At 38.7% G+C, this 18,650-nt stretch carries 12 protein-coding genes; 11 read left to right on the top strand and 1 reads right to left on the bottom strand.

Features of this window, described 5'->3' with window-relative positions; translation table 11 throughout:
* Positions 1–21 precede the first annotated feature (21 nt).
* Both J4771_RS08375 and J4771_RS13190 read left to right on the top strand, forming a co-directional pair.
* Positions 22–2,148 (top strand): heavy metal translocating P-type ATPase, encoded by a 2,127-nt coding sequence (locus J4771_RS08375; RefSeq protein WP_224134513.1) that lies wholly within the window; start codon positions 22–24, stop codon positions 2,146–2,148.
* A gap of 7 nt (positions 2,149–2,155) precedes the next feature.
* Positions 2,156–4,900: a multicopper oxidase domain-containing protein gene (locus J4771_RS13190; protein WP_262900159.1), complete on the top strand. Its 2,745-nt coding sequence runs from the start codon at positions 2,156–2,158 to the stop codon at positions 4,898–4,900.
* A 157-nt stretch (positions 4,901–5,057) separates the two neighbouring features.
* On the opposite strand, the gene J4771_RS08355 is transcribed toward J4771_RS13190, so the two are convergent.
* Positions 5,058–5,369, bottom strand: a complete 312-nt coding sequence (locus J4771_RS08355) for a hypothetical protein (RefSeq protein ID WP_224134512.1) — start codon at positions 5,367–5,369, stop codon at positions 5,058–5,060.
* Positions 5,370–5,546: 177 nt separating this feature from the next.
* Here J4771_RS08355 and J4771_RS13310 point away from each other — a divergent pair, with 177 nt between their 5' ends.
* The 9 genes from J4771_RS13310 (at position 5,547) to J4771_RS08315 (ending at position 18,636) form a co-directional block, all read left to right on the top strand.
* Entirely contained in the window at positions 5,547–5,831 is a 285-nt protein-coding gene (locus J4771_RS13310) for a DUF6660 family protein (protein WP_394369763.1), read from the top strand.
* 89 nt (positions 5,832–5,920) lie between these two features.
* Complete coding sequence (locus tag J4771_RS08350) at positions 5,921–10,318, top strand: CusA/CzcA family heavy metal efflux RND transporter (RefSeq protein WP_224134511.1); 4,398 nt, start codon at positions 5,921–5,923, stop codon at positions 10,316–10,318.
* A 23-nt stretch (positions 10,319–10,341) separates the two neighbouring features.
* Positions 10,342–11,538: an efflux RND transporter periplasmic adaptor subunit gene (locus tag J4771_RS08345; protein WP_125201703.1), complete on the top strand. Its 1,197-nt coding sequence runs from the start codon at positions 10,342–10,344 to the stop codon at positions 11,536–11,538.
* An 87-nt stretch (positions 11,539–11,625) separates the two neighbouring features.
* A complete protein-coding gene (locus J4771_RS08340) occupies positions 11,626–12,348 on the top strand; it encodes a ZIP family metal transporter (RefSeq protein WP_076387896.1) in 723 nt (240 codons plus the stop codon).
* A 142-nt stretch (positions 12,349–12,490) separates the two neighbouring features.
* Positions 12,491–14,449 carry a heavy metal translocating P-type ATPase gene (locus J4771_RS08335; protein ID WP_224134510.1) on the top strand — a complete coding sequence of 653 codons (1,959 nt, stop codon included), beginning with the start codon at positions 12,491–12,493 and terminating at the stop codon, positions 14,447–14,449.
* An 896-nt stretch (positions 14,450–15,345) separates the two neighbouring features.
* Entirely contained in the window at positions 15,346–15,687 is a 342-nt protein-coding gene (locus tag J4771_RS08330) for a hypothetical protein (protein WP_123854600.1), read from the top strand.
* A 33-nt stretch (positions 15,688–15,720) separates the two neighbouring features.
* The gene (locus J4771_RS08325; protein ID WP_224134509.1) at positions 15,721–16,872 is read left to right on the top strand and encodes a hypothetical protein; all 1,152 of its coding nucleotides are present in this window, start codon (positions 15,721–15,723) and stop codon (positions 16,870–16,872) included.
* 149 nt (positions 16,873–17,021) lie between these two features.
* Complete coding sequence (locus tag J4771_RS08320) at positions 17,022–17,633, top strand: DUF6088 family protein (protein ID WP_055042185.1); 612 nt, start codon at positions 17,022–17,024, stop codon at positions 17,631–17,633.
* Positions 17,623–18,636, top strand: a complete 1,014-nt coding sequence (locus J4771_RS08315; protein WP_224134508.1) for a nucleotidyl transferase AbiEii/AbiGii toxin family protein — start codon at positions 17,623–17,625, stop codon at positions 18,634–18,636. Before J4771_RS08320 ends, J4771_RS08315 begins: the two co-directional genes overlap by 11 nt.
* The last annotated feature ends 14 nt before the right edge of the window (positions 18,637–18,650 follow it).

Below are 18,650 nucleotides of genomic sequence, written 5' to 3'. Positions count from 1 at the left end.
TTAACGCAAAAAAATTGAATTATGAAAAAATACACCTGTCCCATGCATCCCCAGATATTGAAGGACGAACCGGGGAAATGTCCACTTTGCGGAATGAACTTAATTCCCTTGGGAGGAACCGCCCGACCTGAAAAAGACGAACACAGCCATCATCATCAGAATCATGATCATCACTCAGAATCTGATAGTTCAGCGGCGGGATTTGACAAACATGCAGGTCATCATACTCCGGATTTTCTAAAAAGATTCTGGATTACACTGGTACTTTCTGTCCCGGTGCTGCTGCTTTCCCACATGATTCAGCAGTGGCTTGGTTTCACCATAGCTTTTCAAGGCGATAAATACGTGCTGTTGGTTTTGGGAAGTATTATTTATTTCTACGGTGGAATGCCTTTTTTCAAAGGGTTTTTGGGCGAAGTGAAAGCCGGAGCTATTGGGATGATGACGCTCGTTGCTTTGGCGATTACCGTAGCTTATGTCTATTCCGTTGCCGTCGTATTCGGGCTGCCGGGCATGGATTTCTTTTGGGAGCTCGCCACCCTAATTGTCATCATGCTTCTGGGTCATTGGCTCGAAATGCGTTCACAGATGGCAGCTTCAAAAGCGTTACAATCCTTAGTGGCATTGCTACCAAATGACGTAACCGTCGAGCATAACGGAAGTCCGGTTAAAATAAAACTGGAACAGCTGAAAAACGGAGATACCGTAATCATAAGACCGGGCGAAAAAGTCGCCGCTGACGGTATGATTGTCGAGGGCAGTTCCTATTTAAATGAAAGCATGCTGACCGGAGAAAGTGTTCCTGTAAGAAAAGAGTCCGGTGGAAAGGTTATCGCAGGGTCTATCAATGGAGACGGGGCTTTAAAGATAAAAGCAACAGGGGTTGGAAAGGATTCGTACCTCAATAAGGTCATTAATTTGGTTCAGGATGCGCAGGCAGCAAAGTCGAACACTCAGAATCTGGCGGATAAAGTAGCCAAATGGCTTACTATAGTAGCAATTGTGGTGGGAGTAGGAACTTTCGCTTACTGGTACATCACCATGGGAGATTTGGCTTTTGCTCTGGAACGGATGGTAACGGTAATGGTAACGGCCTGCCCTCATGCTTTAGGAGTGGCAATCCCTCTGGTGGTGGCCATTTCCACTACACTTTCAGCGACAAATGGTTTACTCATCAGAAACCGCACGGCTTTTGAAACCACCAGAAAATTATCGACCATTATTTTCGATAAAACCGGCACCCTTACGAAAGGTTCCCACACTGTGCAGAAAATCATTCCTCTAACGGAACACTATTCGGAAAACGATTTACTCCAGTATGCAGCAGCAGTGCAGCAGAACTCCGAACATCACATTGCAAAAGGAATCATGCAGACCCTTTCTGAGAAAAAACTGGAGCTATGGAAGTCAGACAATTTCCGCTACATGCAGGGAATTGGAGTGACAGGAATCGTAAACGGTAAATCGGTTGTCGCGGCCGGTCCTAATTATTTTGTTCAAAACAATAAACAGGTACCTGCCATTTCGGAAGAAATCAACCAGGATGCAGAAACAGTGAACTTTATTCTGATTGATGATGTGCCAGTGGGTATTGTTTCTTTAGCAGATACCATTCGCGAAGGCGCAAAAGAAGCTATTGATCAACTTCGAAGCATGAACATTAAATCATTCCTGCTTACAGGTGATAACGAAAAGGTAGCGGCGGCGGTGTCAAAGCAATTAGGAATGGACGGATATTTGGCAAATGTACTTCCGCACCACAAACAGGAAAAAGTAAAAGAATTTCAGGATAAAGGGGAAATCGTTGCGATGACAGGTGACGGCGTAAATGATGCACCGGCTTTGGCAGCAGCAGATGTAGGCATTGCAGTTGGCAGCGGAACTGATGTTGCTGCCGAAACCGCAGATATTATTCTGGTCAACAGTGACCCTCGAGACGTGGTGAAAATGATAGATTTTGGAAAGAAAACCTACAACAAGATGATCCAGAATCTCGTATGGGCAGTGGGCTATAACGTCGTGGCTATTCCACTTGCTGCAGGTGTTCTGTATCCCACATTTGTCCTGAGTCCCGCCATGGGCGCAGTGCTGATGAGTGTCAGTACCATCGTGGTCGCACTTAATGCAAGTTTGTTAAAAATTAAATAATTACAAGATGAAATATATATTTTCGCTCTTTCTATTTATGGCAATGTCCATAAACAGTTATTCACAGAGCACCAAAACCGTGTACACCTGCCCGATGCATCCGCAGGTGGTGAAATCAGCACCCGGTAACTGCCCCATTTGCGGTATGACCCTGGTGAAAAAATCCGTTACTGAGAAAAAAACGGCGGCCAAATCCGCGCCCGCTCCTAAAAAGGCCACCGCAGTTAAAAAAACTACGATTCAGAAACCTGAAGTGACCCCTGCAAAAACAAAGTCAAAAGCGGAAGTTAAAAAACCGGTGATGCCAAAGACTAAAGCAGTACCGAAAGATCCAACAAGCGTCAAAACGCCGGAACATTCAACAACTGCTCCCCATCAGCATGAAGCTCCGCAAAAAATGTACACCTGTCCGATGCACCCGGAAGTGGTTTCAGACAAACCCGGAAAGTGTCCCAAATGCGGAATGAATCTGGTCCTTCAAGAAAAAAAAGAAGATCATTCTGAACACGGGAATACAATGAAGGACGGTACTCATAAAATGGTCATGCCGATGCCTGAAAAAAACCTGAAAGCTGGGCGCAAAGTGACCTACCATCTTTATGTGAAAGATACCCTGGTAAATTTTGCGGGCAAACAGAAACGCGCCATTGCTGTGAACGGACAGATTCCGATGCCAAAACTCGTGTTTTACGAAGGAGATACGGCAGAAGTTATTGTCCACAATTTGATGGATGAAGAAACTTCTCTGCATTGGCACGGTCTTCATCTTCCAAATAAAGAAGATGGGGTTCCCTGGCTTACCCAAAAACCCATTCCACCCAAATCCACTTATACATATTCCTTTCCCATCATCCAAAACGGAACCCACTGGTATCACTCACATACTGGCCTGCAGGAGCAGATTGGAATGTATGGGATGATGATTCTGAAAAAACGTCCCGAAGATCCTACTTTCCGGCCGGGGATTGATGATTTGCCCACGGAGCAGCTTATCCTGAGCGAGTGGACAAACCTGAACCCCAATAATGTTCAGCGGATGCTCCGCAATGCGAACGACTGGTTCGCAATCAAGAAGGGCGCTACGCAGAGCTATTCTGAAGCCATAAAACAGGGACATTTCAAAACCAAGCTTACCAATGAGTGGAAGCGCATGCTGGCCATGGATGTGAGCGACGTTTACTATGACGCATTTCTGGTTAACGGGAAAACCGAAAGCCAGCTGGCAGGATACAAAGCCGGTGACAAAGTTCGGCTTCAAATCGCCAACGGCGGTGCTTCCTCCTATTTCTGGCTCAATTATGCCGGAGGAAAAATAAAAGTAGTGGCCAGTGATGGATTGGATATTGAACCGGTCGAAGTGGATCGCCTGATCCTGGCGGTTTCCGAAACAGTGGATATCGTAGTGGAAATTCCTGAAAAAAACACTTCATACGAACTCCTTGTTACACCCGAAGACCGCACAAAATCTGCGTCAGTGTTTATTGGAGAAGGAGCTACGAAATCCCATGATCCATTACCCAAACTCAAATACTTTGAAGGGATGAAGATGATGAACGACATGATGAAGATGAACGGTGACATGAAAGATATGGGCATGAAGATGAGTTATCAGACGATGGATATGAATCAGGTGATGTACCCCGAAATTATTGCTGAAAATCATGCAGAAATGACCATGAATAAGATGGAAAGTAGTGATGCAGAAATGGATCACTCAAAACACCAGATGCCTGCTTCCGGGATTACCACATTGAATTATGGGATGATGAAATCGCCTTATGACACTTCGCTTCCGAAAGACAGTCCCGTGCGCGATCTGAAGTTTACCCTTACGGGAAACATGAACCGCTACGTGTGGAGTATGGACGATAAAGTTCTGGCAGAATCTGACAAAATATTGGTAAAAAAAGGCGAAATTCTCCGCATTACCCTATTCAATAACTCAATGATGCGTCACCCGATGCACCTGCACGGTTTTGATTTTCGGGTACTCAACAAAAATGGCCTTCAGGCACCCCTCAAAAATGTGTTGGATATTATGCCGATGGAAACTAATGTCATCGAATTTGAAGCTAAAACGGATGGGGACTGGTTTTTCCACTGTCACATCCTCTATCACATGATGGCGGGGATGAACCGTGTTTTTGCTGTTGGTGATTATCAGAATCCTTTGCTGCCCGATAAAGCTTCAGCTTACAAAAAGCTCCAGCGCGAAAGTAACATGTGGCACCTTATGGCCGAAAACGATTTTGCTACTAATGGTAACGACGGGATGGCGAGGATCTCAAATGCCCGCTGGGTATTGGGAACAGAATGGCGTTTAGGTTACAATCCCCATCACGGCTACGAGGTGGAAACCCAACTCGGCAGGTATGTGGACCGTATGCAGTGGCTGAAACCATTTATCGGATTTAACTACCATTATAGAAAGATTGACAGGAATAATATTGAAAAAAACCTTTTTGGACAGGCATCTACTAAAGATGAAAGAAAAACTTTCAGCGCTGGTATCATGTATAAACTCCCGATGTTGGTGGACCTGCAGGCAGAAATATTTACAGACGGAATTGTAAGGTTCCAGCTGAAACGTGAAGACATTCCGTTGACTGCGCGTTTGCGCGGGGCATTCATGGTCAATACCGACAAAGAATATATGGCAGGTCTTAAATATATCGTCACAAAAAATATCGGAATCTCAACCCACTACGACAGCGATATGAGCTGGGGTGCAGGGATTATACTGACCTATTAAAGGATGATGTTTGCAAATTATAAAAAAGTGCTTCCGGTCACCTGATGAGCGGTAATGCTCTTAAAAAAAAGAAAGTCTATCACAATGGGATAGACTTTTTTTTATTGTTCGTTCATACGCCTCATAAAAGAACTAAAAAAGCGGCAGATAACGGTTTTTATTTGGTCCTGTCAATAAACTGTTGTTGTGCTATAACTTGGTCCCGTTCACGTTTTTTAGGCTTTTTTCGGTATTCGTAATTCTTCTTCGGAAACACAATATCAGACAGCCAGAATTTCCCCAGCTTCAGTCCGTAATAATCGGTGGACTGTATTTTAACATCCAAAATTATCTGCTCACTTTCGAGAAGTTCTTCCACATCATAATTCCTCATTTCTGTGTAGAAAACATCGATTTCCTGCTCCTTCTCAGAGGTCACTATCCTAATGTGGTCCAAATGTTTTGATTTTATAAAGCCCCGGATTTCCATGAAGCAAAATTGTTACAAATAATGACAAAATAAAAATAATTATTGTGATAAATTGTAACAATCTTAAGATATTGAGGTTTTAATGGGTTTAAGAATCTTTGCTATAATCATTCATAAATTTTTTTTTCCTATATTAGCGCCGTGAAATTTTTCAGCTTTATCCTTTCATGTTTCTTTATGGTACTCACCATGGTGCCATGCACTGATGGTGCCAAAAGGTTAGGCGAAAAAGCATGTTTCACCACTACCGTTCATGTAGAAAGGAGCCACGGTCAAAGCTCTGATTTGTGTTCTCCCTTCTGTGTGTGCCACTGTGCGGGAATGTCAATGACAGTTGCACAGATCAGACAATTACTTCCTGAGAAAATTGCACTTGTCATTAAAGCCACCCTTCCTGAAAAGAATTACAGTTACGCGATTCTACATGTTGTCAATATCTGGCAACCGCCTCAATTAGGTTAGTATTATTAAATAAAATTTACGGTTTTGCTTTTCTGCGAACGCGTACTTTTTATTATCTAAATTTTACTTTAATCTAATTTTCTTTATCAATGCTAAATAAAATCATTGAATTCTCCATCAATAATAAATTGGTGATCGGAATTTTCACTATTGCGCTCATTATTTGGGGCGTCATGTCCCTTCGAACCCTTCCTATAGATGCCGTACCAGATATTACAAATAATCAGGTGCAGGTAATAACATTAAGTCCATCACTGGCAACCCAGGAAATAGAACAGTTTATTTCTTATCCTATAGAACAGACAATGTCTACTATTCCTGAAATTCAGGAAGTGCGGTCTATTTCTCGCTTTGGTTTATCTGTAGTTACTATTATTTTTCATGACGACATAGATATTTACTGGGCACGCCAGCAAGTCTCTGAACGGCTTCCTGAAGCCAAAAGTTCCATTCCAGCCGGTCTTGGAAATCCGGAAATGGCGCCAGTTTCAACTGGGTTAGGTGAAATTTACCAATATACGGTACACGCTAAACCCGGCTTTGAAGATAAATACGATGCTGTCAAACTGCGAACAATTCAGGATTGGATCATTAGAAAACAATTATTAGGTACGCCGGGAATTGCAGAAGTAAATAGTTTTGGAGGTCTTTTGAAACAATATGAAATTGCTTTAAACATTAATCAACTAAGAAGTTACAATTTATCTATTTCTGATATTTTCACAGCACTGGAAAAAAACAATCAGAATACCGGTGGTTCCTATATTGATAAAAAACCCAATGCCTATTTTATCAGAAGCCAGGGCTTGATCACAAGTCTTGGAGATATTGAAAGGATTGTAGTTAAAAATTCGGAGAGTGGTCTGCCTATTACAATTAGGGATGTTGCAAAAGTTCAGTTTGGCACCGCTACACGCTACGGTGCACTTACCAGAAATGATAAAGAAGCAGTTGGTGGAATTGTATTGCTATTGAAAGATAATAATGCTTCTGAAGTAGTTGGACGAGTAAAAGATAAAATAGACCAAATACGGAAAACTTTACCTGACGGTGTAGAGATAGAACCTTTTCTGGACAGAAGTGAATTTGTAGACAGAGCCATGAGTACGGTGCAAAAAAACTTAATAGAAGGGGCGCTAATAGTAGTATTAGTTTTAGTTCTTTTTCTGGGGAATATTCGTTCAGGCTTAATTGTGGCTTCTGTAATACCTTTAGCAATGCTATTTGCTGTAGCATTAATGAAAGTTTTTGGCGTATCTGGAAACTTAATGAGTCTTGGGGCGATTGATTTTGGACTAATCGTAGACGGTGCTGTAATTATCGTGGAAGCAACCATGCACCGTTTAGCCCGGCAAAAAGCAGGAAAAATTTCGCAGGCAGAAATGGATATGCAGGTTTCCGGTTCTGCAAAAAAAATGATGAACTCCGCTGCGTTTGGGCAACTAATTATTTTAATTGTCTATTTACCAATATTGGCTTTGGTAGGAATTGAAGGTAAAATGTTTCGCCCGATGGCACAAACGGTTTCCTTTGCAATATTTGGGGCATTAATTCTTTCGCTTACTTATGTGCCGATGATCAGTTCACTTCTATTGAGTAAAAATATTACCCATAAAAAGAACTTTTCTGATAAAATGATGGAAAAATTTCAGCGTATTTATGATCCGTTGATTAATGGTGCACTGCGATTTAAAAAAACTGTTTTGATTGTTGCAATTACGCTTCTCGGATTGTCAGCAGTTATTTTCAATTCTCTTGGTGGTGAGTTTCTACCAACGCTGGAGGAAGGAGATTTCGCAGTAGAAACAAGATTATTAGTAGGAAGTTCGTTGGACCAGACTATAGATAAAATAGAGCAGGCATCCAGCCTATTAATGAAGACGTATCCCGAAGTAAAAGAGGTGATTGGTAAAATCGGTGCATCAGAAATACCTACGGACCCAATGCCCATTGAGGCTGCGGATATTACCATTTTATTAAAACCTAAAAAAGACTGGACAAGTGCAGATACCCGGGAAGAATTAGCGGAGAAAATGCAGAAAACTTTAGAACAGGTTCCGGGAGTTACGTTCGGTTTTTCGCAACCTATACAATTACGGACCAACGAATTAATTTCTGGTGTACGACAGGATGTAGGTATCAAAATTTTTGGCGATGATTTAGAAACGCTTTCAGATTTAGCAAAAAAAATAGGGGCGTTAATTCCCTCAGTTGATGGTGCGGAAGATCTGTATGTAGAACAAGTAAGTGGTTTACCGCAAATTTCAATCAAATTGAACCGGGATAATATAGCCCGATATGGGTTAAATGTTGAAGAAATAAATAACGCTATTAACACTGCATTTGCTGGTGGTGTTGCCGGAACGGTATTCGAAGGAGAAAAACGTTTTGATCTGGTAGTTCGGTTAGAACAAGGAGAACGCCAAAGTATTGAAGATGTAAAAAGACTCTTTGTTACTGCCAGTAATGGAAACCAGGTTCCGTTGGAGCAGGTTGCAGAAGTAAGTTATCAATTGGCACCTAACCAAATACAGCGTGAAGATGCCAAAAGAAGAATTATTGTTGGCTTTAATGTTCGGGGTAGAGATATTGCCTCTGTAGTAAAAGACGTTCAGGCAAAAATTGACGAAAAAGTAAAAATGCCGACCGGCTATTTTATAACTTATGGTGGCCAATTTAAAAATTTGGAAGAAGCCAACAAAAGACTTTCTATAGCCGTACCGGTTGCATTGGGATTAATTCTTTTGCTGCTCTATTTTGCGTTTGGTTCCTTAAAATATTCACTGCTAATTTTCACAGCAATCCCAATGTCTGCCATAGGTGGCATATTTGCACTTTGGTTAAGAGGTTTACCTTTTAGTATTTCCGCTGGTGTAGGCTTTATTGCTTTGTTTGGTGTGGCGGTTTTAAATGGAATTGTATTAATAACTGAATTCAATCAACTTAAAAAACAAGGTATGAAAGATGTAAAACAAATAATTCTCGCAGGTACTGCTATAAGATTAAGACCGGTTTTAATGACGGCTACTGTTGCCTCTTTAGGGTTTTTACCGATGGCATTAGCAACCGGAGCAGGAGGCGAAGTACAAAAACCATTAGCAACAGTTGTTATAGGTGGATTGTTCACCGCAACATTTCTTACACTGGTATTGTTGCCGGTACTTTACTCTTATGTGGAGAATATAAAACCTTCCCGACGTAAGTTGAATAAGACAAAAATTGCAGGATCAGCAACGATTATTATTTTGTTTTTACTTTCAGGTTTTAATAATGGAGTTAAAGGTCAGATTACGACAAATCCATCTTCATCTGTAGGGACCATAGATTTGAATTCGGCAATTTCTGCTTCCCTGAATTCCAATCCAAACACAAGGGTTGCAAAATTAGGAGAGGAATACCAGTCTGCATTAAAAGGTTCTGTGAGAGATTACGGAAAAACAAATATCAATCTCACTTTTGGACAATATAATAGTCTTATTGCTTATGATAACAATATTACCATAAGCCAAAATATTCCGAATCCGGTTTATTTGAAAAGACTGACAGAACTTGCAGATGCCAATATAAACGCATCCAAAATGCAGGCAGGAATTTATAAAAATCAGATAACCTATCAGGTAAAAAGTATTTATTATAGTTTACTCTACAGAAAAGAACAAAGAACGTTAAATGAGGAATTAATCGCCCTTTATGAAAAAATACTTCGTGCCGCGGATATAAGATTTCAGACAGGTGAAACAAATATTTTAGAAAAATACAATGCCAATACCAGATTGCAGGAAGCAATTTCTCAAAAATTGCAGACTGATGAATATATAAAAATTCATCTGGAGCAACTGAAAAGATATACTGGAAATCAAACGATCGAAGATATCACAGACAAAACGCTTACTGAAAAATTTTTAGATTTATCACCAGAGAGTAGCATGTTTAATAATAATCCAGACTTGCTTGCTTTGAAAAGCCAGATAGAAGTCGCTAAAGAAGAAATCAGAGTTGAAAAAAGCAGGTTACTTCCCGATTTTAGCGTCGGTTATTTTAACCAATCGTTGGTAGGTAATTTCGAGAAAAATGGAGTTTCGAAGTTTTACGGAGTAGGAAAAAGATTTCAGGGTGTAGAATTGGGAATTAGCATACCCATTTTTGCAAAAGCGCAAAAAGCAAAAATCAAAGCCGCAGAAATTAACCAGCAAATGCAGGAAGCAAAAGTAGATGCATTTTCTTTCAGTCTTTCTCAACGGGGTTCGACACTGCTTTCGGACCTAAAACGATTGCAAATACAGATCAATTTTTATAGGGAAACAGCATTGCCACAGGCAAAATTGCTTATTGCAAAATCACAGCGTGCCTTTGAGGTCGGAGAAATGGATTATTACCAGGTTAGTCAATCTATAAATAATGCCGTGGAAGTCCAAAAGCAATACATCGAAAGTTTAAATCAATATAATCAAACAGCCATCGAACTGGAATTAATTTCTGGTTTATAATAAATAATTAAAGGTCCAAAATCATGAACAAATCAAAATATTTATATATCCTCATTTTAGGTTTTTTATTGTCAGCCTGTAACTCTGATAAAAAGGAAGAAACAGCAGTCACGGCAAATGTAGAAGTTCCGCACGATGCAAATAGCGTAGAATTTAGTGAAGAGCAGTACAAAAGTGTGGGAATGGAACTGGGAAATATAACCAATACTAATCTTTCCAATTATATAAAAGCCTCCGGAGCTATTGAAGTTCCACCGCAAAATCTGACCAGTATCACCTCTTCTTTTGGAGGTCATGTAAAATCCATGAACGTAATCGAAGGAAAATATATTGGAAAAGGAACCGTGGTGGCAACGATAGAAAATCCTGAATTTCTACAGATACAGCAGGATTACATGGAAAGCAATAGTCAGATGTCTTATTTAAGACAGGATCTTGCACGCCAAAAAGAACTGGTAAAAGAAAATATTGCAGCCAGAAAATCTTTACAGCGGGCGCAAAGTGAGTATAACAGTATGTCTGCACGGGTTGCCGGATTACGGGCAAGACTTCAGGTTGCGAACATCAATCCTGCTTCTGTTGCAAGAGGTAACATATCTTCGCGCGCCAACATTTATGCACCGCAAAGCGGATACGTAACAAAAGTATATACCAATATTGGAAAATATGTTGGAACTAATGAGGTTGTCGCAGATATTGCAAATACAGGTAATATGATGGTAAAAGTGCAGGTTTTTGAAAAAGATGTTGCAAAAATAAAAATTGGTCAAATTATTCGATTTCAGGCTACTGGTGACGCCGAGGAAAAAACTGCTAAAGTTTATCTGATAGGGAAAGATATACACGGAGACAGAACTGTAGATGTTTTGGCAAGAATTCAGAATGTATCTCAAAATCTGTTGCCGGGAATGTTTGTCAATGCTATCATAGAACTTGGATCTATGGAAACGCCGGCATTACCAGATGCGGCAATTGTAGGTTCCGGAGGTAAGAATTTTATTTTTATTTTAGAAAAAACTTTAGAAAAAACCAAAGATAAAGATGGGAAGGAAAAAGAAAAACAATATATCTTTAGGAAGGTAGAAGTGCAAACCGGTGTAAGCGAAAATGGTTTTACTGCGGTTACTTTGCCTGCAAAATTTAATGAATCCGATAAAGTAGTTTTAAAAGGGGCATATGACCTGCTTTCTAAAATGAATAATATGGAGGAAGAGGAGTAATCTTGGGATAATTTTAAAACCTTAAAACCTATTTACAAACCATTTGTTTCCATAAAAAGTTGCCAAAACTAGCATCAAAATATTTTTATGATTTCAATTTATTTATACGCCTTAATTCCAGTTGTTTCCATTTTATTGGGCGGGATTACCGGATTATTTAAAAAACCAAACGCGGGTTTTCGGAGTTCTGTGTTGCATTTTGCGGGCGGAGTGGTTTTTTCAGTTGTTGCAGTGGAACTTCTGCCGGATATTATTAAAAATCACAGGCCTATTGAAGTGGGAATTGGTTTCGGACTGGGCATCGCGACGATGTTGGCTGTAAAATATTTTTCAGAAAAATTTCAAAAAAACGCTGAAAAATCGGCAGTAAAAAATTCTTTGCCGATGGGACTTCTGGTGGCATTGGCCATCGATTTACTAATAGATGGCGTGCTTCTCGGCGTTGGTTTTGCGGCTGGAAGCACCGAAGGAATTCTGCTTTCCATCGCTTTGGCTCTCGAAATTTTTTCTCTGGGATTAGCAGTAGTTTTGGCTTGTATGGATTTAAATTTTTCAAAACAAAAAAGCCTGACTATTTTATTAGTTTTGGGTGCCTGCTTCTTTGTCGGAGCCGTTTTAGGAATTACATTATTAGCAGGATTATCACAGGAATGGCTGGAATTGGTGCTGTCTTTCGGTCTCGCTGCTTTATTATTTTTGGTAACTGAAGAATTATTGAAAGAAGCGCACGAAGAAAAAGAAACACTTTTGCAGACGAGTATGTTTTTTGTAGGATTTTTAATATTTCTACTGGTAGGAATGGTAGTTTAAATTAATTAAGATTAAAAAAATAAGCATAATCGTAAAGTTCAAAAAATGAATTTTAATTTAAAATTTTTAGGTTCAAAAATTAAACTTGATAAATTATTATAATAAGATACAAACGATATATTCAAAAATTAAAATATAAAAAATGGCAAAAAAGAAATTAAACTTAAGGGATATTGGAACGGAAAAACATGCCGGAGAGCATTCCCACGATGCTGGACATAATCACGATAATACGGACAAAACAACGTTACAAATGTTTTTGCCCGCCATTATATCATTCACATTATTAATAATTGCTATTGCTTTAGATAATTGGATTACCCAAAATTGGTTTAATGGATGGGTAAGGATTGCCTGGTATGTTGTAGCGTATATTCCCGTGGGATTACCAGTTTTAAGAGATGCGTTTGATAGTATAAGAAAAAGTGATTTCTTTTCAGAATTTTTTTTGATGAGTATCGCTACGATTGGTGCGTTCGCCATTGGAGAATTTCCTGAAGGTGTAGCAGTGATGCTTTTCTATGCTGTGGGTGAAGTTTTTCAAACACTTGCAGTACAGAGAGCAAAAACTAATATAAAAACACTATTAGACCAAAGACCAGATGAAGTTACCGTTGTTAAAGATAATCAATCAACAACTGTAAAAGCGGAATCTGTAGAGATTGGCGACATAATCCAACTAAAATCTGGCGAAAAGTTGGGTTTAGACGGCGAGTTATTATCTGAAAAAGGGTCTTTTAATACAGCGGCACTCACAGGAGAAAGCAAACCAGATTCTAAAGAAAAAGGCGAAATAGTTTTAGCAGGAATGATCAATCTGAACACCGTGGTTCAGGTGAAAGTAACTACCGCATACAAGGATAGTAAACTTTCCAAAATATTAGAATTGGTGCAAAATGCAACTTCACAAAAAGCACCCACAGAATTATTTATTAGAAAATTTGCAAAAATCTACACGCCCATCGTTGTATTATTGGCAATTCTCATTACAATTATTCCATTCTTTTTCGTACAGGATTACACCTTCAGTAAGTGGTTGTATAGAGCACTTGTTTTCTTGGTAATCAGTTGTCCGTGTGCTTTGGTAATTAGTATTCCACTAGGATACTTTGGTGGCATTGGTGCCGCAAGCAGAAATGGAATTTTATTTAAGGGCAGTAACTTTCTGGATGCGTTGGCAGAGGTCAAAAATGTGGTTATGGATAAGACCGGAACCATGACTGAGGGCGTCTTTAAAGTACAGACCGTCAATCTAAAGCAGGAATTTGACCGGGATTTAATTCTAAAATTAGTGAATGTAATCGAAAATTCATCAACCCATCCGGTTGCAACTGCCATTCACGCTCATCTCGGTGAACCCGACCATACTATAATTCTCGACAATGTAGAAGAAATAGCGGGACATGGCCTGAAGGGATCGTATCAGGGAAAACAGTTGCTCGTAGGAAACTTTAAACTGATGGATAAATTCAATATCCAATATGATGTAAATCCAAACGATATTGTAGAAACATTGATTGCCATTGCTTATGAAGGCAAATTTGCGGGATACCTTACCATTGCGGATAGCATCAAAGAAGACGCTGCCGAAACTGTACAGAAACTTACCAGTTTAGGTGTCAAAGTTACAATGTTGAGCGGCGATAAAACTACCGTGGTAAAAGCAGTGGCACAAAAACTGGGTATCCAGAATGCTTTTGGCGATTTGTTGCCGGAAGATAAAGTGAATAAGGTAAAAGAGCTAAAATCGCGGGATGAAACGGTTGCATTTGTTGGCGACGGAGTCAACGATGCGCCGGTTGTAGCTTTAAGTGATGTTGGCATAGCGATGGGTGGCCTTGGGAGTGATGCCACCATTGAAACCGCTGATGTGGTAATTCAGGACGACAAACCTTCAAAAATTCCAATGGCCATTAATATTGGCAAGCAAACCAAAAAAATTGTTTGGCAGAACATCGCGTTGGCCTTTGGAGTAAAAGCAGTGGTGTTGGTATTAGGAGCAGGGGGGTTAGCCACGATGTGGGAAGCAGTCTTTGCAGATGTGGGCGTAGCATTGCTTGCCATACTAAATGCGGTAAGGATTCAGAAAATGAAATTTTAAACAAAGCGGGCTTCGGTCCGTTTTTTTTCTTTCTGGGTAAAAAATTAAGTGTTGCGTATAGACGCAGAAAAATGGTGCAAAAATCTAATAGTTGATCACATAAATCGTCAAATAAAATACTGTTTCTCCGCTGAATGATATAGCAGCATTATTCACTTTCGCCACCGCGCACAGCAATATTCCTATGTGCCGACGCACATACCGCAATGACGACCGCGTACCAGATATTCTTCGATGGTCTGAATAAGTCACCATTAAATCGAGGTCGCTTTTATACTAAAATTACCCAAATTCAACTAGTGAATTTCAGATCTACTGCTCGTTGGTCACTTAGCTAAAAAATCAGCATCAATTTTTTCCGTATTTTCTAAACTGACATTTATAGAGGAAATTCCGCAGGCTGTTGGCAGTACGTTAATAATTAATGTTGTGTAGATTTTGATGCGGGTATTTTTAGTCCCTACTTCTAAAATCAGGGACTAAATCGGGGATTGTTTAATGGTTTATACGATGCCTTATGCGTTTATAAAATTATCTAACTTGCTTACTGTCAGTAAAATGATGACTTACATTGCTTTATTGGTTTAAATAAAAACTCCCTGTGGAACTACATGAGCATTTTGATGAAATTCACCCAAAAGTTTTAAATTTTTTAAATGACAATGAAGAGAAGATAATTGAGGGCTACGAAGAAAATGACGGGCACCCATTTCAGCATGTCTTTAATTCTTTTCTAAATTTATTTAAAGTAAGGTTTCCTCTTGTAACAAATTCAGAAGTTAACATTTTTAGATATTTTTTTGTTGAAAAGTTGCAAAGTCACTTCCGCAAAGAACTTCAGGACTCAATTGAAGTATGCAGTCAAACATATTTTGGAAAATTACTACATAACATTCGTGAAGATAAATCTCGATCCGAAAGATGTTTCTTCTGTTTATGCCGTTAAACCTAAACTTGACAACCCAAGGATTGCCAAGCAACATGGGGCATTCTTAATTTTTGGTATTAGTCCATCATTATTTACTGTTTTCGGGTTATATAAACCAATGGCTAAATTTAACAAAAAATGGATTGAAAGAGGAAGTGATTCAGATCAACGAATTATTATCGATAAAAAGTCTAAAACTCAAATATTACAACAACTGGAAAGCTTTGGTTTCAACCAAGCTACTTTATTTCCAGAAGTCGATATAGTTGCAAGTTTTGTAAAATTCAAATACTTAAAAAAACTGGATTAATAGATTTTGGATTTTAATAATAAATATGAAACATTGGATGATTTTATTTCTTCCCGCCTTAATGATGAAGAAGTGGGAATCTGGTTTTATGACAATGGTTTAGAGAAGTTTATTATTAAGTTGCCTAATCATATTATTAGAGCCATCAACCAAGGATGTAAATTAGAAATGTTAGTAGGGCAGTATTTTGTTTCAGAAAAAACATACCCTGTTATTAGATTATTCATTTATGACCATATTGATAATCCCTTGATTGTAACTCAATCCAGTAATTTTCTGCTTGAAATAGATGCACTTAAAATAATATTGAAAAGTGGGAATTCAATTTTAGTGGACTTTTATGATGAATTGGGGGTTCCCGTTTTATCAAGCAATGCTACCCTAAGTGAGAATACTGTTGAAATTCAATGGCAAAACATTGATACTGAATATAACAATGATAATTGGAAGAAAGTTTTAGATCAAATGAAATTGGATTTTGACGCCAAAAACTATCAAGATTTTCAAAGAATAGAAATAAATGTCTCCAATGGAGTTGCGATACAATCTGCTTTTATTACTGATCAAAATATTACCACTCATTATTTAGAGGAAAAAGAGGGAGATCAACTTGAAAAAAAAGTGTTCGTACCCTTAGAATCTATATTTAAAACCAATAATATTTTTCTCAATCCTTATTTTAATTCTTCAGGCAGAAAAAAGGAATTCACCGATATTTTTGCCCATTATGAATTGGGAACATTTTATATTGAATCCAAGGTTTTATCTTCTCAAAAGGCTTTTGATAAATCCATTTCCAAACAACAGGATAATATTAAAAAGCAAATATTAAAGGCGGTTAATCAACTTGCCGGAGCTTTGAGAAGTGTATCAAATGAAATATCGGTATTTGACTCTAAATCAAATCTGAAAATTGAGATTAACAAAGGATTAGTGCCACAATGTATTATTTTAGTTTCAGAATTACCCTCATTTGGGGAATGGGAAGATTTTAACATTTCAATTTTTAAATTAATTTCACAATATAACTGTTATCTCAATATAATGGAACTTTCTGACTTTATGAAGATTATTAAAGTAGCCAGCGCAAGCATCGAAAAATTGGATTATTATCTTATGAAAAGGGCAGAAGGTTTCGAAACAACAAAGACTTTCTTTTATAAAACCGAGGTTGTGTTTAATTAAGTGTTTTAATAATTTATTTTTTATTCCAGGTTCTAGAAAGACTATTTTCAATCTTTATTCGTCCGATTTCTCTAATTATTTGAGAAGCGAATCTTCTTTTTCGTCGCAAATATTTTCTAAATTTGCGACAAAATAACCGTAAATTGCATATGCAAAGCATTGATGATAAAATACTTGTAAAAATAAAAAAAGCGAAGAGGGGTACGCTGTTTTTTATTGAAGACTTTCTTGCTTTCGGCAATGCCAGAGCAGTTGCAAAAGCATTGGAAAGATTGGTCAATAACGGCGGTATTTCCCGTGTCGCGAGGGGGATTTACGCTGTTTTACAAACGGATCCAGTTTTGGGAAATATTCAGCCTTCTGCCGAACAGATTGCAGAGGTAATTCGCAAAAGAGACAAGGCGCGCATTATTCCAACGGGAATTCTGGCGCTCAATGCACTAGGACTCTCCACCCAGATTCCCCTCAATTTGGTGTATCTTACAGACGGTTCTGCACGAACAGTTGATCTCGGCAAAAGAAAAATAAAATTCAAAAGAACAAGCCCGAAAAACCTCGCTGCGATTGGTGAAATAAGCGGACTTGTAATCCAAGCTTTGAAAGAAATCGGGAAGGACAATGTCACTCAACAGGAAAAGGATTTAGTTATAGAAAAACTTAAAAAGGAAAATCCATACCGCTTGGAACACGACATTCGCCTTGCGCCAGAATGGATTAGGATAATAATGCGGAACGCCATAAATAAAAATAATGACAAATAAATTTTTAGCCCTTCCCCAATCAACGAGGGTCCTTGCTTTTACACAAGTTGCCGAAAAAAGAGGAATAACACCGTTTGCCGTGGAAAAAGACTGGTGGGTATCGCAAACTTTGAAAGCGGTTTTTGAATTGGATGTAGCCGAGCATTTGGTTTTCAAAGGTGGCACCTCGCTGAGCAAGGCGTGGCACCTCATAGAAAGGTTTTCCGAAGACATTGATTTGGCCATCGAAAGAGAGTTTCTTGGCTTCGAAGGAAGTTTGACTAAAAACAAGAAAACCAAATTAAGGAAGGCTTCCGGCCAATATATCAGCGAGGTTTTTTATTTAGAATTACAGGAAAAATTTAAAGAGAAAGGCTTGGAAAATGTCACTTTCTCGTTGGCCGAAACCCAGAATTCCGATCAGGATCCTCGTATTATCAATATTTTTTATCCAAATATAATTGAAGTTACGGAATATCTGAAGCCGAGAGTTCAAATAGAAGTCGGGTGCCGTTCATTGATTGAGCCATTTACGATGAAAAAAATTTCCGCGATGGTTGATGATGAATATCCAGAGCAGAGTTTTTCGGAGAAAAGCAAAGAAATACCATCCGTTAATCCGGAAAGGACTTTTTTAGAAAAAATTTTCCTTCTGCATGAAGAGTTTCAGAAAACCGCTGAGAAAATAAGGGTAGATCGGCTCAGCCGCCATTTGTACGATCTATATGCTCTTTCAAAAACAGAATATGCAGAAAGTGCCCTACAGAATAAGGAACTCTATGAAACCATTGTAAAGCACAGAATGGAGTTTGCCAAAATCTCCGGTATCGACTATAGCCTGCACAGGCCAGCCACAATAAACCCTATTCCACCAGAAAATATCATTGAATTATGGGGAAAAGATTATGCCAAAATGCGAGAAGAAATGGTTTATGGCGAAAACAGACCAACTTTTTCTGAAATAATTGAAACTCTTAAAAAACTGAAAGATAAAATCAACAGCCTCAATTGGGAAATGATTTAAGGGAAAAGGTTTTG

The organism is Candidatus Kaistella beijingensis, assembly GCF_020084865.1.
GTDB classification, from domain to species: Bacteria; Bacteroidota; Bacteroidia; order Flavobacteriales; family Weeksellaceae; genus Kaistella; species Kaistella beijingensis.
This window is presented reverse-complemented; position numbering and strand designations above follow the sequence as displayed.